The sequence below is a fragment of the Streptomyces sp. NPDC020958 genome, from assembly GCF_055562175.1.
Map to the genome: position 1 here is coordinate 875,862 of NZ_JBVHFU010000001.1, position 20,273 is coordinate 896,134.

Consider the following 20,273-nt stretch of genomic DNA (forward strand, 5'->3'; position numbering starts at 1 on the left):
GGGTGATCCGTGAGCAGTATTTATATATGCGATCCGGTTTGCAAGACGTATGAAAACATTCATGCGCGATATGCCGTGAATAGTCCCCTTGGCGCGTCATGTGACCGGATGGGGGAGAACTCAGTCCTTGAGGAAGAACTGATGCTCATCGGCGACCCGCTCGTACTCCTCCAGGCGCGCCTGGGTGCGCTCGGGGTCGGCGTCGGTCATGGCCTGCAGCAGCGCCGCGGCCATCAGGCCGGGCGCCGCATAGGTGTCGAACACCAGGCGGGAGCCGATACCGGTGCTGAAGGTGACGTCGGCCTCGTCGGCCAGCGCGCCGAGCGCGAGGTCCGTCACCAGGGCGACCCGCAGCCCCGCGGTGCGCGCCACCCGGATCGCGGTGAGCGTCTCCTGCGCGTGCCGCGGCATGCCGAACGCCAGCACCCAGGTGCCGCCCGCCTCGCGCGACTGCAGCAGCGCGTCGTAGGCCACGCTGCCGCCCCTGGTCACCAGCCGCACGTCGGGATGGATACGGCGCGCGGCGTAGGCGAAGTACTCCGCCAGGGAGACGGAGATGCGCAGGCCGAGCACGGTCAGCGGAGACGACCGGGACAGCTCGCGGCCGATCCAGATCACCCGGTCCGGGTCGGCGAAGTCCCGGCGCAGGTTCTCCAGGTTCTCGATCTCGGCGTCCACGGCCGCCTGGAGTTCGTTGCTGCGGTGCTCGGTGGTGGGCCCGGTCCCGCCCGCCAGGGTGCGCAGCGCGATCGACTGGAGCCGCTCGCGCAGCGCAGGATAGCCGTTGAAGCCGACCGCGCCCGCGAACCGCGTCACCGACGGCTGGCTGACCCCGGCCCGCTCGGCGAGGTCGGTGATCGACAGAAAGGCCGCCTCGGTGATGTGGTCGATCAGGTACTGGGCGATGCGCCGCTGCCCCGGGGAGAGCCGGGGGCCGTCGAAGAGTTCCCGGAGCTGGGACGTGGGTGCGGCCTCCGCCTCCGGCACGGTCTTGCCCGACGTGATCGCGGATGCCTGGGCGCGTGCCTGCTGCGGCGATGGCACCGAAGCGCCTCCTTTGTCTCCCACGAGGATTCAACATAGCTCACGGTCCGTGGTGACCAGGGGTTGTGCGCCGTCGCGAACCGCCCCGGCTGCCGAGCGCGCCCGCTGCGCACGCGACACCCGCAGCGGGGCTCACCGCCGGTAGACGGTGATGGAGTGGCCGACCTCGTCGACCGCCCGGCTGCTGTGGACCAACTCGGCCAGCCGGCCCCGCGCCTTGGCGACCGACGAGTCCGAGACGACCAGCAGCCCGTGCACCTCGCCCGGCGGCACCTCGCGGGGATCGGCGGCGTGGATGCCGTAGTACGCCGGGACGCCGCTGCCCTTGTAGACCAGCCAGACGCGCTGCCCCCGATAGCGTTCCCGCAGCCGGTCGGCGAGCCTGCCCAGGTCCTGGCCCCAGTCCACGTTCGAGTCGTGCAGCCGCAGATGCGTCTTCGCCGGGCCGCCGAACGCCTCGTTGGAGTACGGCAGGTAGAACGGGAACGTCCGCAGCGAACTCACCGCGACGAACAGCACCAGCGCCCCGGCCGCCGGCCGCGACCAGCGCCACCGCACCGCGACCACCGCGGCCCCGGCCACCGCCAGGAACATCGGCATGAACAGCGCGTACCGCGTCCCGAAGTCACGCGACCCGGTCATCGCCGAGCCCAGCAGCACCGCAGGCGGCAGCAGCAGGTACGGTGCGGCCGGCCGCAGCCGCCGTACCGCCACCACCGCGACGGCACCGGCCGCCCACAGCGCGAGCATGCCGAGCGGGGTCTTCACCAGCAGGGCGGCCGGCAGGTAGTACCAGCGGGAGCCGGTGTAGAGGTGCCCGAAGAGAAAGCCCTGCCAGGGCTGGTCCTCCAGGGCGAACTGGACCCGCATCCCCGCCCGGTAGGCCGCCGGGAAGGGCATCAGGTCCACCAGGGCGCCCCGCAGTCCGGGCACCGCCGGCACGGGCGCGGCCGGCAGGAAACGCAGCCGGGGGTCGACCGCCAGATAGGACAGCCACACCACGGCGACCGCCGTCACCGTCGTGACCGCCGCGGCCGTCAGGGCCCGCCGCGCACGTCCGGGACGCGGACCCCACACCGAGAACACCGCCAGCGCCGCCAGGACCGGGACCGCGGGCAGCGCGCTCATCTTCGTCGCCACCGCGGCGCCCAGCGCGGCCCCGGCGAGCGGCAGGTACCGCCGGGGCCGGTGTCGCGCCCGCCGCACCAGCCAGGCCGACGTCAGCACGAACCCGGCCGCGGGCACGTCCAGGGTGGCCAGCGAGCCCTGGGCGATCAGGTCGGGGGAGAAGCAGTACAGCGCGAGGGCCAGCAGTCCGGCCGCGGTACCGAGGAGCTCGCGGGCGAAGGCGAGGACCACGAGACCGAACAGCAGCGTCAGCGCGATCACGGGCAGCCGGGCCCAGAGCATCACCCGCCAGGGGTCGTTGCCCGACGAGTACAGCAGGTGCCGTCCCACCTGCCCCTGGTCGCCCCGGTAGGCGGGGTCGTAGTGCGGGTTCGCGACCGCGACGCCGGCCATGATGACGAGCTTGCCGAGCGGCGGGTGCTCCGGGTTGTAGCGCAGCCGGTGCTCGTGCAGGTAGTCGGCGGCGGTGGCCACGTAGACCGGTTCGTCGATGGTGGGCGTCTGCTGGACGGCGGTGGTCACCATCGCCGCCGCCATCTGGGCGAGCAACAGCACCACCAGGACCGGCACCAGCAGGCGGCGGCGGCCGCGCAGGGCGGCGGTGAGCCGGGCCGCCGCGGCGGGACGCGGGCCGGACCCGGGGTCCACGGGGAGGTCGGGGTCGAGCACCGACTGCTGTTCGCTTGCCATCATCCGCCCCGCGGGGACACCGGGCCCGAGGTGACGGGAGCGGTCAGGGGCCGTCATGGCCCTACTGTCGCACCGCTCCCGCCACCGGGCGTGTCACCGCTTCACGAGTCGTACCGACAGACCGTCCGCCGTGTACACGGGTACGGCCCGCAGGGCGCTGGAGTTCAGCCGCACCTCGTCGAACTGACCGCGCAGGCGCGGCGCGTCGATCACCGGGAGGGTGCTGCCCGCGGCCGGCGGGCGCTCGGTGTCGAGGTTCAGGGTGAGGGTGGCGCCCCGGCCGAGGACCGCCAGGTGCTTCACCGTCAGCGGCGCCTTGCAGCCCCGTCCCAGGGTGACCTCCAGGGCGCCCCCGTCCTGGGTGTACGCACCGCGCACGAACACGCGCCCGGTCACCCGCAGGGTGCCCGCGGGGACCCGCACGTCGCCATGGCCCAGCGCGTCGTCCGAACCGGCGACCAGGGTGCCCGCCGCCAGCACGGTGCCGCCCGTGTAGCGGTTGCGGCCGGTCAGCGTCAGCGCCCCGGTGCCCGTCTTGGTGAGTCCGCCCCGGCCGTCGATGTCGTTGCGCCAGCTGTCCGCCGCCGCGAAGCCGCCCGCCGCCGCGTCCAGGGCGACCGTGACGTCCGAGTCGAAGGCGCCGTAGCCGTCCGCCGCCGCGAACAGGTTGAGACGGCCCCACTGCTCCGGACCGTCCAGGAGCACGTACCCGGAGGGCAGGCCGGTGGTGCGCAGCACCTCGCGGCGCTGGTCGGCGGAGAGGTACGGCTGGCGGGTCTCCAGGAGCACCTCGGCGCCCTTGGGCACGGTGAGCGGCAGGTCGCGACCCTGCCGTCGCAGCACGTACGTCAGCCGCGGCGTGACGGCGCGCTCGTTGGCCTCGCGGTCGGCGTACGGGTCGGTGGCGGTGCACGCCGAGTGGGCGTAGGCGTACAGGGTGTCGGCGGTGCTGCCGGTCTCCGCCTCGAAGTAGGCGAGGGCCTGGGCGCGGGCCGCCTTCTTGAGATCGGCGTTGGCCGGGTCGGCGAGGGTGGCGGCGGCCAGCGCGGTGGCCATGATCCGGCCGCCGAGCACGTCGACCGTGTTGTGCATACCGGCCACGATGCGGGTGTCGCTCAGCTCCAGGGCGCGGGTGACCAGCTCCTGGAAGCGCTCCGGCACCGCGTACGCGTAGGCCAGGCCGGCCAGGTGGAAGGCGTTGGTGTGGCCCGAGGGGAAGCCGCCGTCGTCGGTGGGGGAGGTGCTGCGCTGGCGCAGCAGCTGCGGGGCGACGACCACGTTCGACTCGTAGACCGGGTAGCCGAAGGCGTCGGTCCTGCCGGTGTCGACGACCTCGCTGTCCTCGTTCATCCGCCAGGGGCGGGGGTACTGGTAGGCGTACTTGGACGGGTTGCCGGAGGCGTAGTTGCCGCGCACCGTGTCGACCAGTTCGGCCACCTTGCCGAGCGCCGAGTCGTGCGAGCCCGCACCGAGCGCCGACCCCGCCGGGGCGCCGGCCGGCACGGCGTCGCTGATCGTGGTGGCGGGCGTGGTGTCGGGCGCGCTGGTGATCGAGGTGACCGCGAGGGAACCGGCCTTGTAGAGGTCGGCGAGCGGACCGAGGCCGGCGATCATCGCGTAGCTCTGGTGCTGGCGGTCGTAGAGGAACGCCTTCTTCGCCTCGGCGTCGGTGCGCCGGGCGGTGACGTCGGCGCAGTACCGCATGTTGGCGCGCAGGACGTCGGCCCGCAGCACGCTGCCGGTGTTCCAGGCGGAACCGGTCTTCCATATCCGTGCGAAGCCGCCGAGGATGCGGACCACCGCGTTGGTGTCGGCGGTGAGGTTGGTGCTGATGTTCGTCTTGTAGTCGTCGACGAACGCGAGGGCGGTCGCGGCCTTCGCGTCGGCGGCGGCGAGCCAGCTGACGAGGGTCGGGGCGGCCACCATGCCCGCCGACGCGCCGAGCGAGGTCTTCAGGAATCCCCGTCGGCCGACGACGAGTCCACGGGCCGGAGAGGTGGAGTGGTGCCCGGCAGTTGACGGCATGGAGGTGCCTCTCTTGAGTTCTACTGGGAGTTCACTGCGGATCGGTGCGCTCGCCGCGGGTGCGCCTGCGGGGTCGCGTGGGGAATGCGGGGAACGAGCGCAGTTCTAGGACCGGCCGATGTCCCGGCGGTCATGGTCCGACGACCGCCGGATGGCCCGGAGTTGAACGGCAGTGCGGTGGTTCACCGGAAGCAGGGCCGGGACCTGCGCGTTCGCGGTGTCGAACGGCCCGTGGTCCGTGCGAGCGGATGCGCACGGGCCGTGGACGCCGTCCTCACAGGACCGAACGCGCGAGGGCCACCGCGCCCGCCACGGGCGGACTGCGCAGCGGCTGCGGCCGGGCTCCGGGCACGGCCTCGGCGAGTGCGGCGGCGAAGGCCTCGTACAGGCGCGGCTGGGAGAGGATGGTGCCGCCGGCCACCACGACGTCGTCCACGGCGAGACCGCGGGCGGCCAGCCGGGCCACCAGGGCGGCGAGCGCACGGCCGCCGTCGGCTATCACGTCCCGGGCGATCAGGGAGCCCGCGTCGGCCGCCGCGAACAGCGCCGGGGCGTGCCGGCCCCACTGGGCCGAGACCTCGGTGGCACCCTCCAGGGCGGCGCCCAGCGCGGGCACCTCGGCCACCTCGAAGGCGGCGACCAGGCCGGTCGCGAGCGCGTCGGGTGCCTCACCGCGGTCGTGCGCGGCCCAGACGGCGCGGGCGGCCTCCCGGACCAGGCCGGCCGCGCCGCCCTCGTCGCCGAGCACCGCGCCCCAGCCGCCCACCTGTACGGGGCTGCCGTCGGCGCCCCGGCCGACCGCCACCGACCCGGTGCCGGCGACCAGACCGACGCCCTTGTCCAGGCCGGCGGCGGGGACGAGGAGTTCGGCGTCGCCCACCACCCGGACCGGTACGCCCAGCAGGTCCCGCAGCTCGGCGGCGATCGAGGCGCACTGACGGGGGGTCTCACAGGCGTGCCCGCCGACCGCCAGTGCGGCGGGGCGGGCATGGACGGGCAGGGCGTCCCGGACCAGCGCGGTCAGCCACCGGGCGGCCGCTGCCGGGTCGTGCGGCCGCCAGCCGCTGCTCGGACGGACGTGGTCGGCGACCTGCTCCGCGCCGGCGAGCGCACGGAGATGGGTCTTGGTGCCGCCGACGTCGACACCGACCACGAGCGGGGAGGAGGGAGCGTCCGGCACGGATCCTCTTTCGTCGTCTGGGTACAGAGCGCCGAAGACCATGGCAGGCACCGGCGCCGCTGTTCAACGGGCAACCGCCACCCGCCGCGGCCCAGGCTGCGACGGTGGGCGAACCGCGCCTGGACGAACGGGAGTTGAGCGAATCGGGAAGCCCCGGGACGGACTTCTTTCGGAGCACGGCAGGCGAGTACCGTGTAGTTCGTTAGGAAGTTAACTAACGAAGTACAGTGCGTCAAGAGTTGTCGCGCGCTCGATCGACGGGACGTCGTCGAGGGGCACCGCCGCGCGGCACGAGGGCACCGCATCGCCGCATCCCGTGCACACCAGGGAGCGCGGCCCCTGACCCATGGGGGAACTGTGGAACACGTCGTGGCTGAGGCCCCCCGTCTCACCGAGAGCGCCGGGGCGGTGTTCGCCGTCCTGGCCCAGGCCGGCAGCGCCACCCGGCCGCAGCTGGCGAGCCTCGCGGGCCTGTCCAAGCCGACGGTCTCCGCCGCCGTCGCGGAGTTGGAGGGGGCCAGGCTGGCCACCCACTCCGGCACCGCATCCAGCGGCACCGGCCGCTCCGCCGCCGTCTACAACCTCGGCCCCGCCTCCGGCTCGGTGCTCGCCGTCGACCTCGGCCCGGCCCGCACCCGGGTGCGCGGCTGCGCCCTGGACGGCACCCTGCTCGCCGAGGCCGACACCCCGCGGGCCAGGGCCGCCGACGCCGTCCGCCAGGCGCTGGAGGCGCTGCCGGCCGGCGCCCCGCTGCGGGCCATCGTGGTCGCCGTCGGTGACGTGACCGAGCCCGACCGGTCCGGGGGCGGCATGCGCCCGGCCACCGCCAAGGCCGGGCCCGTCTTCGACGCGGTGTCGGTCGCGCTGCCGCCGGGCGTACCCGTCCACCTGGAGAACAACGTGAACTGCGCGGCCCTCGCCGAACTGCACGAGGGCGCGGCCCGGGGCCGGCGCACCTTCGGCTACCTGCGGATCGGGGTCGGTATCGGTCTGGGCATCGTGATCGGCGGCCAGGTGCTGCGCGGCGCCAACGGCGCCGCCGGTGAGCTCGCCCGGCTGCCCTACCCCTGGGACGACGACCGGGAGCCCCGCCGGGAGGCCCTGGAGGCCTACGTGGGCTCGGGGGCCCTGCTGCGCCGGGCCGCGCAGGCCTGGCGGGCCGACGACGGCCCGCGCCCGCGCACCGCCGAGCGGCTCTTCGCGCTGGCCGCCGAGGGCCGGGAGCCCGCCCGCTCGCTGGTCGCCCGGCACGCCGCCGACGTGGGGCGGCTGGCCGCCGCCGTGACCGCCGTGCTGGACCCCGGGCTCCTCGTGCTGGGCGGCAGCACCGGCGCGGATCCGCGGCTGCTGCCCGGCGTGCGGGCCGAGCTGGGACGGCTGAGCTGGCCCACCGAGGTCGTCAGCAGCCAGATCGGCGATCTCGGTACTGTCGTAGGGGCTGCCCGGCTCGCCGTGGCCAAGGGAGTCCAAACCGTGACCGAAGGCGTGCAGGTGAAGGATTGACGGCCTCCGACTTCGTCTGCCAATGTCCGGACAAGCGCTTTCTAAGTCGGCCGGGACGCCGGCTTGGGGTGAGCCTCCCAGTCCGTGCACCACGTACGGCAACCGCACGAGGGCGTGTCCGTGCGGTGACGGCCAGGACGGCCGGGGAGTTCGCCCCGCGCGGACGATGCGGCCGGGCGAGGCCGCGCCCCGGAAAGTGACTTTCTCCTCAAAATGCACCAGTGCCGCCTCAGCCGGCGCCGTGCTCCGTCCCTCCGAAGAAATGGGATCGAAGATGACCACTGTGGGTGTGCGGCGCTCTCGCCGACTCGGCCGCGGCGGTATGCGCCGCCTGGTTCCCCTCGCTGCCGCGACCGCGGCAGGAGCCCTGCTGCTCTCCGCCTGCGGCTCGGGCTCCGGCTCCGGCGGGACCTCCAAGTCGCTGACCTTCTGGATCTCCACCGTTCCGGGGCAGGACGCGGGCTGGAAGAAGCTGGTGGCGCAGTACAAGAAGGAAACCGGCGTCAACGTCAAGCTCGTCAACATCCCCTACGACGGCTACACGACGAAGCTGCACAACTCCGCGCAGGCGAATGCGCTGCCCGACGTGGCCGCCGTACCGGCGCTGGACCCCATCTGGTCGAACAAGCTGATCGACCTGAGCTCCATCGCCGGCAACAAGAGCTACAACATCAACGCCAACTTCCTGGCGAAGGACTCGTCCGGCAAGGTGCTGGCCATCCCCTCGGACGTCACCGCGTCCGGCCTGTTCATCAACAAGACGCTCTTCGAGAAGGCCGGCGTCTCCTTCCCCGCCTCGCCCTCGAAGACCTGGAGCTGGACCGACTTCATCGCGGCCGCGAACAAGGTCCGGGAGAAGACCGGCGCCAAGTACTCCCTGACCTTCGACCAGTCGCCGTCGCGACTGCGCGCCATGGTGTACGAGATGGGCGGGAAGTACGTCCACGCGGATTCCTCCGGCAAATTCTCGGTGGACGACGCGACCAAGAAGGCCGTGAAGACCTTCGTCGGATGGAACGACGACAAGACCATGCCGAAGTCGGTGTGGACCAGCGGCGCCGACCCGTCCGCGATGTTCCAGAGCGGTGACGTGGTCGCCTACTGGTCCGGCGTGTGGCAGGTCGCCGCGTTCGCGGACAGCATCAAGAAGTTCGACTGGGCCAGCGTCCCGACCCCCGCCCAGCCCGTGCAGGCCAGCGACGTCAACAGCGGCGGCCTGATGGTGGGCTTCAACAACAACGGCGCCGCGGCCACCGCCGCGAAGAAGTTCATGACCTGGGTGTACGACCCGAAGCAGTACACCGAACTGGTCGAGAGCTCCGGATTCCTCCCGGTCGAGAGCGGTCTGAACCCGAGCTACCCCTTCAAGTCCGACGCGGCGCAGTCGGCGTTCAAGCTGTACAACGAGGAGATCCCGCTCTACGCCCCGATCTCCGGCTACTTCAACGGTGCGCAGACGGCCTGGGTGCTGAAGGGCAAGAGCCTCACCACCGACCCGACCAAGACGGAGCTCGGCAAGGCGATCAACGGCCAGCAGTCGTCCGACAAGGCGCTGGAGAACATCGTGGCCGGCTACAACCAGCAGGTCGGCGGCTGATCACGGAACCCGGGGGCGGGGCGGCGGAGCCGAGACGCCGCCGCCCCGCCCCGGCCACCCGCGTGATTCCCTGGCTCACGGTGTGAGCCCCAGCAATCCATCCCCACAGCACGGAGTCAGGAAGATGACCAAACGCGCCTCGGACGTGTCCGGGAGCCCGCCCAGGCGACGCCGCAGCAAGTACACCCTGGCGCCGCTCGTCCTCATCGCGGCCAACGTCGTGCTCTTCGCACTGTTCTTCGTCTGGCCGGCGGTGATCGGGCTCGTCTACTCCTTCACGAACTACACGGGCGTGGGGGCGTTCCAGTTCATCGGGCTGGAGAACTACCACAACCTGTTCGGGGACTCCACCTTCTACGACGCGCTGACGCGGTCCCTGCTCTACACCGTGCTCTTCGTCCCGCTGAACTTCGCGCTCTCGCTGCTCATCGCCAACGTGCTGGTGAGCAAGCACGCCAAGGGCGCGTCGGTGGCTCGCGTCCTCTTCTTCATCCCCTGGCTGCTGTCGCCCATCGTCGTGGGCGTCCTGTGGCGGTGGCTGTTCGGCGAGAACTTCGGCCTGGTCAACTACATCATCGAGAAGCTCGGCGGCGCGGCCGTGCCGTGGCAGTCGAACGCGGACCTGTCGCTGCTCGTGGTGGTGATGGCGGCCTCCTGGGCCTGGACGGGCTTCTCGATGCTGCTGTTCATCGCGGCGATCAAGAACGTGCCGGTGTCGTACTACGAGGCGGCCTCGCTCGACGGCGCCGGTCCGTGGCGCCAGTTCATCAGCATCACACTGCCGAGCATCGCGCCCACCTCGTTCATCGTGATCCTGCTCAACACGATCAACGCGATGAAGGAGTACCCGATCTTCGTCTCGCTCAACAACGGCGGGCCCGGGACGTCCAACAACCTGCTGGTCCAGTACATCTACCAGACCGGCTTCCAACGGGGCCAGATCGGCTACGCGAGCGCGGCGTCGTTCGTGCTCATGCTCATCCTGATGGCCGTCGCGGTCATCCAGCTGATCGTCAACCGGCGCGTGGAGAACCGATGACAACGACAGACATCCCGCGCCCGGTCGACGCGGACTCCCCGCGGCCCGTGACCGGCAAGCGGCCCCGCGGCGCGAGCAGTGGCGGGCTCCGGCGGGCGGTGTCCGCGACGACCCTGCTGTGGGTCCTGGCCTGCCTGTACGGGCTGCCCGTGCTGTGGTTCATCCTCAGCTCCCTCAAGCCCGCCAGCGACCTGTTCTCGTACCCGCTGACGCTGGTCCCGCACCACCCCACCCTGTCCGGATACCTGACGGCGTGGCGTAGCGCCAACTTCTCGCAGTACTTCATCAACACGACCATCGTGTGCGTGATCACGACGATCCTCACGGTGGGCGTCAGCTGCTGCACCGGGTACGCGCTGGCCAAGTACGACAACAAGTGGCTCAAGGTGTTCTTCGTCTGCATCCTGGCCACCACGATGCTGCCGGGCGAGGTCATGCTCGCCCCCGAGTTCCTGGTCGTCCGCAACCTCGGCCTCTACAACTCCTTCGCCGGCATCATCCTCCCGGCCGTGCTCACCGCGACCGGATGCTTCATGTTCCGCCAGTTCTTCCTGACGGTCCCCGACGAACTGGTCGAAGCCGCACGCATCGACGGCGCCCGCGAACTGTCGATCTTCCTGCGGATCATGGTGCCGCTCTCCCGGCCCATCATGCTGACCCTCGCCATCCTGTCCTTCCAGTGGCGGTGGAACGACTACATCTGGCCGCTGCTGATGCTCAACGACCCCAACAAGTTCACCGTGCAGATCGGCATCCAGAGCATCGTCGGCGCGCAGAACATCAACTGGTCGGTCCTGCTCGGCGCCTCGGTCATCTCCATGATCCCGCTGATCGTGATCTTCCTGGTCTTCCAGCGCTACGTCATGGGCGCCGACATCAACGCCGGACTGAAGGACTGATCTTGCACACCCCGCTCGACCATGACTTCGTCCGCGCGGTGGCACTCGCCGCCGACGGGTCGGCCGCCCCGCTCGCGGCCGACCCGGACGAGGAACCCACCGGGCCGCACCGCACCCTGGCCCGCAGCGTGAAGACCCTGGTCGCGGCATACCGTTCCCCGGACTCGGCACTGCACGGCAGCGGACAGGCGGTCGCCGCCGCGATGACCCACCTCCGCGCCCTGCGGGCCGCGCAGACGCCCTCCGGCCTCTTCGCGGGCGGCGACAACGTCCAGTCACCGCCCGACTCCGCGTTCACCGTCAACGACGTGTGCGATGCGTACGTCCTTGCCGCCGACGCGGGACCGGAACTGGACGAGGTGACGGCCGCGCTCGCCGAGATCGCCGGCGCCGCCACCCCGAGCCTCCTGGCCGGTGGCGTGCACACCCCGAACCACCGCTGGGAGCTGTCCGCGGCGCTGGCCCGGCTGCACCGCTCGTTCCCGGACGCCCGACTGCTCGCTCGCGCCGAGGAGTGGCTCGCCGAGGGAGTCGACATCGACGCGGAGGGCCTGTATTCGGAACGCAGTGCCGTCTACGCGTCCATCGTCACCAATCCGTCGCTGCTGCTCCTCGCCGACGTGCTCGACCGCGCCGACCTGCGGGACGCCGTCGAACGCAACCTCACCGCGACCCTGGACCTGATCAGGCCGGACGGCACGGTGGAGACCGTCCACTCGCGCCGCCAGGACCAGAGGCAGTCGTTCGCGCTGTGGCCCTACCTGCCGCAGTACCGGCTGCTCGCGATCCGGACCGGTCGGGGCGACTTCGCCCGCGCGGCCCACTCGGCGGCCGCCGACGGCATCGACGACCCCGACCTGCTCGCCCAGACCCTCCTCACCCCGGATCTGTGCCGCCCCCTGCCGGCCCCGGACGCGGAGCAGCTCCCGCGCGACCGGTACCTCCCCACCGCACGCCTCGCCGCACACGTCTCGGCCACCGCGCACACCGTGGTGTACGGCGGCTCCGACGTGCCCGAGCACCGGCGCGTCCGCTCGGGCCTCGCCTGCAACCCCACCTTCCTGCGCCTGTTCGCCGGTGCCGCCGTCCTCGACGCGGTCCGCCTCTCGCGCGGGTTCTTCGACCTGGGCCCGTTCCGCGCCGCCGACGTGGAACGGCTCGCCGACAACCGGTACCGGCTCACCCAGACCCTCACGGCGGCCTACTACCAGCCGCTCCCGAAGGACCGAAGGCGTCACGACGGTGCCTACCGTCTGGTGGACGAGGGTCGCTTCTCCGCAGCGATGGCCTTCCCCGACCGCCCTCAGGACGAGGTCTCCCACACGACCCGGGTCGAGGTCGACCTGCGGGAGGACGGGGCCGACCTGCGGATCGACATCAGCGGCCCGTCGGTGCCCTGGGCCCTCGAACTGACCTTCCGGCCGGGCGGCGAGCCGCAGGGTGCCGTACCGCTCGGCGACGGACGCTGGTGCCTGACGACCGGGCCGTTGACCTACCGCGTCGGCGACGACGAGATCCGGGTCGAGGCCGCCGTGGAGACGGGCGAACCGCTCGCCGGACCGGACCGGAGCGAGGTACTGCGCTACGACCCGGGGCAGGACTACACCGTGGTCGGCGGCACGGACGCGACCACCGGGATCCGCGTCTACCTCGGCGGACACGGACCGCAGACACTGACCCTCGCACTGCGCGCCGTCTCAGGCCTGAAGGGCTGATCTCCTTGCACCTCCCACGCCAGCTCGGCCCGCTGCACGACCTGCCGTCCACCCCCGAGGCGTACGACGCGGTCCTCGCCGACGTCACCGAACAGGCCCTGGCCCGCCTCACCGCCGAGGGCAGCCTCGAACACCCCGACGCCGACGACGACATCGGCGACACCTCCCTCGGCGTCACCTCCCTGCTGGCCCTCGCCTGGCACCGCTCGAGGGACCCCCGGCTGCCCGAGGCGGTGCACCGCAGCCTCGCCTTCCACCTGCGCGAGCGGGTCTACACCGGGGACAACCCCGGCTACCCGAACCTCACCGTCCGCGACTCCGGTCTCCCGTACGCCCGTTACGTCCTGGAGGCGGGCGCGCACCCGATCGGGGACTGGCCGAGCACCGTGTGGGCGCTGCTCCAGACCGTGAACCTCCTCGACCTCGCGGACGGACTGGTCGCCGACGGCCTGCGCTCCGCGCTGCTCGACCTGGGCCGCGGCTACTGGCGCTGGCTGACCGAGGCCACCTTCTTCAACCCCCAGGAGGCCGGCAACCAGGCCATCGGGTGCGTGGTCGGCGGGCTGATGCTGGCCCGGCACCTGCCGCGGGAGGAGGCGGAGCCGGTCCGCGAGCGGGCCCTGGCGCTGTACACCGAGAAGATCAGGGCCCACCGGGTCCTCGACCGGGGCGCGCTGCTGCCGCCCGAGCACGGCGGCGCCTACGACAACAACTACGGCCCCATCTCGCTGTCCTTCCTCGCCCAGGCGCACCGGGTCAGCGGGGAGGAGATGTTCGCCGAGGACGGCGACGCGCTCGCCCGCTACATCGACGCCCGCCTGCCGAACGGCGGCTTCGACAACGGCGGACCCCGCTACAGCGAACAGCACTCCGGCTTCGAGTCGGTGCTCGGACTGCGCTACTTCGGCGCCCGGATCGGTGCCGACCTGGGCCGCTACCGGGGCGACACCAACTGGGGCCGGCACGCGGTCAAGCCGGACGGCGGGGTCGACGGGCACTTCGCCTGGATGCTGGTCTGGCAGATCCAGGACACCACCCCCTGGCACCGCGAACCCTCCACCGCCCCGGCCCGCCACCAACTCCGCGCGGGCACCGTCTCGGTGGCCTTCGACAGCCGCATGACCCCGTCCCTGGTCGAGGCCGGCGGCACCTACTGCCTCCCGGCGGCGGTGAACCGGCAGCACGGCTTCGGCCCCGTCCTGGACGGCTTCCTGTACTGCCGGCCGATGGGCGAGGTCCGGGTCCGGGACGTGCGCGCCGACGGCCTGACCGCCAAGCTGGTCACCAAGCCGGTCGTGGGCCGCGACCACGTCCTGCGCCACGTGCGCTCCCTGTACGTCACGGACGGCACGAGCCTGTGGGTGACGGTGGCCGTGGAGCGCCTCGACGGGACGCCGTACCTGCTGGCCGGGCTGCCGTACGCGGCGGACGACGGCGACCGGGTCCGCCGGATCGCCGAGGCCGAGGTCGCCTCCGCGGGCCCCCTGCGCCTGACCCATCCCGAACGGCAGGGCGCCGACCACTTCGACGCCCGCGCCGAACTCACCCAGGAACAGGCCGCGTTCGCCCTCGCCGCCGACCCGCGCGGGTACGGCAACCCGGACGAGGGCTGGCGCCACCTGGTCTCCTCCAGCGCCTACCAGGCCGAACCGGCGCCGGGTGCGCCGGAACACCTGCACGTCTTCGCCGTACGGTACGGACCCGGCGGGGACTTCACCCCGTCGTTCGAGGGCGACCTGACGGTCCGCACCGAGCGGTTCACGGCGGTCCTCGGACCCGACGACGGCCGTGGCGACCCACGACTGGCCCTCGCCGGGAGGTAGTTCCGGGTGGTGCCTAGGCCCGCGTGAAGCCGTGGCTGCGTTCCACCTTCGCCACGTGCAGCGTGTAGCTCCGGTACCACTCGGCCCGGCCGCGCTGCTGCGCCGCGCGGTGTTCGGCGTGGGTCCGCCACGCGGTGAGGGCGTCGGCGTCGCGGAAGTACCCGACGGTGATGCCCAGCCCGCCGGGGGTCTGCGCGTGGTCCATCCCCAGGTACCCGGGGATGTCCTTCACCAGGTCCTCCATGCGGGCGGCGGTCTCGCGGTAACCGCTCTGGTCCTCGGTCCGTACCGTGCTGAACACGGCCACGTAGTAGGGCGGTTCGAAGGCCTCGACGGGCGCGACAGGTGCTGGGGGGTGATCGCTCATGGCGTCACCGTAAGGTGCCCCGCTCCCCGCGGGCCAGCGTCCTGCGGGCGGGAAGCCGGAGGGACCGGCCCCGTCACCGGAGCGCCGGCAGCGCGGTCTCCGGCACCACCAGGTCCGCCCGGTCCCGGGTGGCCGCGACCAGGTCGGCGTTGAGCTGGTCGGTGCCCGCCACCCAGGCCACCGCCTCGGCGTGCCCCTTGCCGAACTCCTCGTGCCGGGCGACCAGCCGCCGTACCCGCTCGGCCTCGTCGATCTCGCAGAACCACACCTCGTCCAGCGCCTGCCGCACCCGAGTCCACGCACCGTTCGTCAGCAGCAGGTAGTTGCCCTCGGTCACCACCAGCCGGGCGGTCGGCGGGACCGGGATCGCGCCCGCGATCGGCTGTTCCAGCACCCGCTCGAAACCCGGCGCGTACACGACGTCGGCGGTGTCCTCGCGCAGCCGCCGCAGCAGCGCCGCGTACCCGGCCGCGTCGAAGGTCGAGGGCGCCCCCTTGCGGTCCCTGAGGCCCAGCCGGTCCAGTTCGGCGTCGGCCAGGTGGAAGCCGTCCATGGGCACCTGCGCCACCCACGGCTCACCCGTCCCGTTGAGCTCCCGCACCAGATGTTCGGCGAAGGTCGTCTTGCCGGCGCCGGGGCTGCCCGCGACACCGAGGACGGCACGCGGACCGCGAGCGGCGAGTGAACGGGCGCGGTCGAGGAGGTCGTCGAAAGTCAGCGGCACGCAAAAAGTGTGCCACCGCCCCGGGATGTGGCGCACGCCACCCTCTCGCCGCCGCCAGGTGGGGAAGATGCCGGACATGACTGCACTCGGTCTGCCCGACACCATTCAGGCCTGTCTCTTCGATCTCGACGGGGTCGTCACCAGAACCGCCGTCGTGCACGCGGCGGCCTGGAAGGAGATGTTCGACGCCTTCCTGCGCGACTACGAGGGCCAGCGCCCCTTCGACCCGGCCGCCGACTACGACGAGTACGTCGACGGCCGCCCGCGCGCCGACGGCGTCCGCGCCTTCCTCGACTCCCGCGGCATCCACCTGCCCGAGGGCACCCCGGACGACCCGCCGGACGCGCGCACCGTGCACGGCCTCGGCAACCGCAAGAACGAACTGCTCCTGGCCCGGATCCGCACCGACGGCGTCGAGGCCTACGACGGCACCCTGCGCTACCTGGAGGCGGTTCGGGCACAGGGGCTGCGCACGGCGATCGTCTCCTCCAGCGCCAACTGCCGTGACGTACTGCGCTCGATCGGCGCCGAGCACTTCTTCGACGTCCGCATCGACGGCGTCGTGGCCGCGGAACGGCACCTGCCCGGCAAACCCCACCCGGACACCTTCCTCGCCGCTGCCCACGACCTCGGCGTCGAGCCGTCCCGGGCGGCCGTCTTCGAGGACGCCCTCGCCGGGATGGACGCGGGCCGCGCGGGCCGTTTCGGGTACGTCGTCGGCGTGGACCGCGTCGGGCAGACCGATGCCCTGTACGCACACGGCGCGGACACGGTCGTGAAAGACCTCGCCGAGCTGGGAGGCAAGGAGTGATCACCCACCGGTCGTACGCCGTGGAGCCGTGGGCGGTCCGCGAGACCGCGCTCAACCTCGACGTGCTCGCCCAGAGCGAGTCGGTGTTCGCGTTGTCCAACGGGCACGTCGGCTGGCGCGGCAACCTCGACGAGGGCGAACCGCACGGGCTGCCCGGCAGCTACCTCAACGGCGTCCACGAGGTGCACCCCCTGCCGTACGCCGAAGCCGGCTACGGCTACCCCGAGTCCGGGCAGACCGTCATCAACGTCACCAACGGCAAGATCCTGCGGCTGCTCGTCGACGACGAACCCTTCGACCTGCGCTACGGCCGGCTCGTGAGCCATGAGCGGGTACTGGACCTGCGCCGGGGCGTCCTGGAACGGACCTGCGAGTGGACCTCGCCTGCGGGATCGACCGTACGGGTGCGCTCGACCCGGCTGGTGTCCCTGACCCAGCGGGCGGTGGCCGCCGTCGCCTACGAGGTGGAGGCCGTCGACCGCCGCAGCCGGATCGTGGTGCAGTCCGAGCTGGTCGCCAACGAGCAGCTCCCCGGGGCGAACGGCGACCCCCGGGCGGCGCGGGCCCTGCAGTCGCCACTGGAGCAGGAGGACGACTTCGCCGACGGGTACCGGCTGCGTCTGGTGCACCGCACGAAACGCAGCGGACTGCGCGTCGCGGTCGCCGCCGACCACACCGTCTGCGGCCCCGAGCGGACCACGACCCGTTCCGAGAGCGGCGTGGACGTGGCCCGGCTGACCGTGACCTCCGTCCTGGAACCCGGTCAGCGGCTGCGGGTGGAGAAGTTCGTCGCGCACGGCTGGTCCGGGGTGCGTTCGCTGCCCGCGATGGCCGACCAGGTGGACGCGGCCCTCGCCGCCGCCGCGCACGAGGGCTGGCAGGGGCTCACCTACGAACAGCGCGACTGCCTCGACGACTACTGGTCCCGCGCCGACGTGGAGGTGGACGGCGACGAGGAGGTCCAGCAGGCCGTCCGCTTCGCCCTCTTCCACGTCCTGCAGGCCGGCGCCCGCGCCGAACAGCGGGCGATACCCGCCAAGGGCCTCACCGGCTCCGGCTACGACGGACACGCCTTCTGGGACACCGAGATGTTCGTCCTGCCCGTCCTCACGCACACCGCCCCGGACGCCGTCGCCGAGGCGCTGCGCTGGCGGCACAACACCCTGCCCGCCGCCCGCGAACGCGCCACCCAACTGGGCCTGGCCGGGGCCGCGTTCCCCTGGCGGACCATCGAGGGCTCGGAGGGCTCCGCGTACTGGCCGGCCGGCACCGCCGCCTTCCACGTCAATGCCGACGTCGCCGACGCGGTGGTCCGCTACGTCGCCGCCACCGGCGACACCGGCTTCGAACGCGACACCGGGGTCGAACTGCTCGTGGAGACCGCCCGGCTGTGGCGTTCGCTCGGCCACCACGACAGCCGCGGCGCGTTCCACATCGACGGCGTCACCGGACCCGACGAGTACAGCGCGGTCGCCGACGACAACACGTACACCAACCTGATGGCCCGGGCGAACCTGCTGGCCGCCGCCGACGCCGTGGAACGCCACCCCCGCGAGGCCGCCCGGCTCGGCGTCGACGCGGAGGAGTCCGCCGCCTGGCGGGACGCCGCGGAGGCCGTGCACATCCCCTACAACCACGAACTGGGCGTCCACGAACAGCACGCCGGGTTCACCCGCTACCAGCGCTGGGACTTCGAGAACACCCGCCCCGAGCAGTACCCGCTGCTGCTGAACTTCCCGTACTTCGACCTGTACCGCAAACAGGTCGTCAAACAGGCCGACCTGGTGCTGGCGATGTACACCTGCCAGGCCTACTTCGACGAGGAGCAGATCGCCCGCAACTTCGCCTACTACGAGCCGCTGACCGTGCGCGACTCCTCGCTGTCCGCGTGCTGCCAGGCGGTGGTCGCCGCCCAGGCCGGACACCTGACGCTCGCCCACGCGTACACGGCCGAGGCCGCCCTGATGGACCTGAACGACCTGGAGCACAACACCCGCGACGGACTGCACATCGCCTCCCTGGCCGGCACCTGGATGGCACTGGTGGCCGGCTTCGGCGGACTGCGGCACTACGACGACGGGGCGAGGTTCGCCCCCCGGCTGCCGGAGCGGCTGCGCAGGCTCGCCTTCAACCTGCAACTGCGGGGCAGCAGGCTGCGGGTGGAGATATTCGCGGACAAGGCGACGTACACCCTCCTCGACGGGCCCCCGCTCACGGTCCACCACCACGGTGAGCCGGTCACCGTCGACACGGACAGCCCAGCGGTGCGGGCGGTACCGCCGGTCCGCCCGGGCCCGACGCCGGGGCAGCCGCTGCACAGGGCGCCGAACCGGCCGGGGTGAGCGTCAGCGCCCCTTCGGGGCGCGCTTCACCTGAGGGCGTTGGAAAGGAGGGCCGCCAGGTCGCTCGTCGCGTCGGCGGCGAACAGCGCGGCCAGTGCGCCGAGCGCGAGGACGGCCGCCGCGGCCGGCCAGAGCCGGGGTGGCGGGGTCGTCTGGAGGGCCGCGATGCGGCGGGTCACCGCGCGGTCCGTGAAGTTCAGGGCGCAGGACGGGCGGGCGCGGCCCGCGCTGAGGGCGGCGCGGGCCAGGGCGCGGGCGGTGGTGGCCCGGTCGCCCACGGCGGTTGCCGCCTGCTCGTCGGCCCAGCGCTCCACCAGGAAGGTCACGGCCGAACGGACCGGCCCGAGCAGCGGGTTCGCGGCCACGGCCAGGGTCGCCGCCGTCACCAGGCTGCCGTGCCGGTGGGTCAGATGGGCCCTTTCGTGGGCCAGCAGCACCCGCCGCTCGGCCGGCGCCAGCGCGCCGAGCATCGCCGAGGTGACCAGGATCCGGCCCGGCCGGCCCGGGATCGCGAACGCCTGCGGCACCTTCGAGGCGGCCACCACCAGCTCCGTGTCCCGAGGCTGCCCCTCGCACAGCCGCCGCAGCGCCCGCCGGGTGGTGCGTTCGGCCCGTACCGCCCGCTGCACCCGCCACGCCACCGCGGCCAGCGTGAGGCAGGCGGCGACGCCGATCATCTCCGGTACCGGATCGGCCAGCCGGTGTCCGTCCTCGTGGGCCTCGCGGACCACCGGCGGCGCCTCGCCGAGCAGAGCGGTCGTCAGCAGGACCAGGGACCAGGTGGTGGCGGCGGCGGTCAGCACGGCGGCCGAGGTCAGCACCCGCGCCGCCAGCGCCGGTGCCACCCGTCGGCCGATCACCGGACAGAGCAGCGGCAGCACCACGGAGACCAGCAGCGGGGTGTAGACGTCGAACCTCATGCGCCGCCCCCGGCGAACAGGTTGCGCAGCGCCCGCTCCTCCTCCGGGCCCAGCCCGGACACGAACTGCTGGAGCGCGGCGATCGGGTCGGGCCCGCGGTCCAGGGCCTCGTGCATGGCCTCGGCGGTCAGCTCCGCCGCGTTCTTCGCCGGCCGGTAGGCACCGCGCCGCCCGTCCGCGTCCCGCAGCACCAGTCCCTTGTCGTACAGCCGCTTGAGGATCGTGTGGACCGTGTTGTAGGCGAGCCCGCCGCCGATCTCGGACTGGATCTCGGCCGGGGTCAACGGGCGTTCGGTCGCCCACAGGGCCGCCAGGACCTCGCTCTCCAGCTCCCCGGCGCTGCGCCGCTCCGCTCTGCCGGGGGACCCTGTGCCAGCCATGGCTCAACCTTACAGGGTGTAGGGCCGCAGTCCGGGTGGGCGTAGCGGCGCGGTGGGCACCGCGAAACCGGGTTAGTTTGGCAGTG

General features: G+C 72.5%; 16 protein-coding genes. 8 read left to right on the plus strand and 8 right to left on the minus strand.

From position 1 onward, the window contains the following. Positions 1-120: 120 nt before the first annotated feature. The 4 genes from ACZ3KP_RS04025 to ACZ3KP_RS04040 form a co-directional block, all read right to left on the minus strand. Positions 121-1,044 carry a MurR/RpiR family transcriptional regulator gene (locus ACZ3KP_RS04025; RefSeq protein ID WP_132893403.1) on the minus strand — a complete coding sequence of 308 codons (924 nt, stop codon included), beginning with the start codon at positions 1,042-1,044 and terminating at the stop codon, positions 121-123. A gap of 132 nt (positions 1,045-1,176) precedes the next feature. Then, entirely contained in the window at positions 1,177-2,919 is a 1,743-nt protein-coding gene (locus tag ACZ3KP_RS04030; RefSeq protein WP_467496105.1) for a phospholipid carrier-dependent glycosyltransferase, read from the minus strand. 36 nt (positions 2,920-2,955) lie between these two features. Next, a complete protein-coding gene (locus ACZ3KP_RS04035; RefSeq protein WP_467496107.1) occupies positions 2,956-4,887 on the minus strand; it encodes a phosphatase PAP2 family protein in 1,932 nt (643 codons plus the stop codon). Positions 4,888-5,161: 274 nt separating this feature from the next. Continuing rightward, entirely contained in the window at positions 5,162-6,109 is a 948-nt protein-coding gene (locus tag ACZ3KP_RS04040; protein ID WP_467496109.1) for a BadF/BadG/BcrA/BcrD ATPase family protein, read from the minus strand. 327 nt (positions 6,110-6,436) lie between these two features. Between ACZ3KP_RS04040 and ACZ3KP_RS04045 the strand changes: the two genes are divergently transcribed. The 6 genes from ACZ3KP_RS04045 (at position 6,437) to ACZ3KP_RS04070 (ending at position 14,643) form a co-directional block, all read left to right on the plus strand. Beyond that, the gene (locus tag ACZ3KP_RS04045) at positions 6,437-7,570 is read left to right on the plus strand and encodes an ROK family transcriptional regulator (RefSeq protein WP_467496111.1); all 1,134 of its coding nucleotides are present in this window, start codon (positions 6,437-6,439) and stop codon (positions 7,568-7,570) included. A 274-nt stretch (positions 7,571-7,844) separates the two neighbouring features. Further along, on the plus strand, positions 7,845-9,167 hold the full coding sequence (locus tag ACZ3KP_RS04050; RefSeq protein WP_467496113.1) for an extracellular solute-binding protein: 1,323 nt from the start codon (positions 7,845-7,847) through the stop codon (positions 9,165-9,167). A 124-nt stretch (positions 9,168-9,291) separates the two neighbouring features. Next, positions 9,292-10,206 (plus strand): carbohydrate ABC transporter permease, encoded by a 915-nt coding sequence (locus ACZ3KP_RS04055; protein ID WP_358979204.1) that lies wholly within the window; start codon positions 9,292-9,294, stop codon positions 10,204-10,206. Beyond that, positions 10,203-11,105: a carbohydrate ABC transporter permease gene (locus ACZ3KP_RS04060; protein WP_366890664.1), complete on the plus strand. Its 903-nt coding sequence runs from the start codon at positions 10,203-10,205 to the stop codon at positions 11,103-11,105. Before ACZ3KP_RS04055 ends, ACZ3KP_RS04060 begins: the two co-directional genes overlap by 4 nt. A 2-nt stretch (positions 11,106-11,107) precedes the next feature. Then, the gene (locus ACZ3KP_RS04065) at positions 11,108-12,820 is read left to right on the plus strand and encodes a hypothetical protein (protein ID WP_467496116.1); all 1,713 of its coding nucleotides are present in this window, start codon (positions 11,108-11,110) and stop codon (positions 12,818-12,820) included. A gap of 5 nt (positions 12,821-12,825) precedes the next feature. Then, complete coding sequence (locus ACZ3KP_RS04070) at positions 12,826-14,643, plus strand: hypothetical protein (RefSeq protein ID WP_467496118.1); 1,818 nt, start codon at positions 12,826-12,828, stop codon at positions 14,641-14,643. 13 nt (positions 14,644-14,656) lie between these two features. Here the strand turns inward: ACZ3KP_RS04070 and ACZ3KP_RS04075 are convergent, their stop codons facing one another. Both ACZ3KP_RS04075 and ACZ3KP_RS04080 read right to left on the minus strand, forming a co-directional pair. Continuing rightward, on the minus strand, positions 14,657-15,010 hold the full coding sequence (locus ACZ3KP_RS04075; protein ID WP_467496120.1) for an antibiotic biosynthesis monooxygenase family protein: 354 nt from the start codon (positions 15,008-15,010) through the stop codon (positions 14,657-14,659). 73 nt (positions 15,011-15,083) lie between these two features. Continuing rightward, positions 15,084-15,734, minus strand: coding sequence for a nucleoside/nucleotide kinase family protein (locus ACZ3KP_RS04080; protein ID WP_467496122.1), 651 nt, complete (start codon positions 15,732-15,734; stop codon positions 15,084-15,086). 76 nt (positions 15,735-15,810) lie between these two features. Between ACZ3KP_RS04080 and ACZ3KP_RS04085 the strand changes: the two genes are divergently transcribed. Continuing rightward, on the plus strand, positions 15,811-16,545 hold the full coding sequence (locus tag ACZ3KP_RS04085; RefSeq protein WP_358979192.1) for a beta-phosphoglucomutase family hydrolase: 735 nt from the start codon (positions 15,811-15,813) through the stop codon (positions 16,543-16,545). Further along, positions 16,542-18,887 carry a glycoside hydrolase family 65 protein gene (locus ACZ3KP_RS04090; protein WP_467496124.1) on the plus strand — a complete coding sequence of 782 codons (2,346 nt, stop codon included), beginning with the start codon at positions 16,542-16,544 and terminating at the stop codon, positions 18,885-18,887. The genes ACZ3KP_RS04085 and ACZ3KP_RS04090 overlap by 4 nt, the downstream gene beginning before the upstream one ends. Positions 18,888-18,913: 26 nt before the next feature. Here ACZ3KP_RS04090 and ACZ3KP_RS04095 read toward each other — a convergent pair whose 3' ends face one another. Beyond that, positions 18,914-19,807, minus strand: coding sequence for a M48 family metalloprotease (locus ACZ3KP_RS04095; RefSeq protein ID WP_467496126.1), 894 nt, complete (start codon positions 19,805-19,807; stop codon positions 18,914-18,916). Continuing rightward, positions 19,804-20,187 carry a BlaI/MecI/CopY family transcriptional regulator gene (locus tag ACZ3KP_RS04100; RefSeq protein WP_358979187.1) on the minus strand — a complete coding sequence of 128 codons (384 nt, stop codon included), beginning with the start codon at positions 20,185-20,187 and terminating at the stop codon, positions 19,804-19,806. The genes ACZ3KP_RS04095 and ACZ3KP_RS04100 overlap by 4 nt, the downstream gene beginning before the upstream one ends. Between the last annotated feature and the right edge of the window lie 86 nt (positions 20,188-20,273).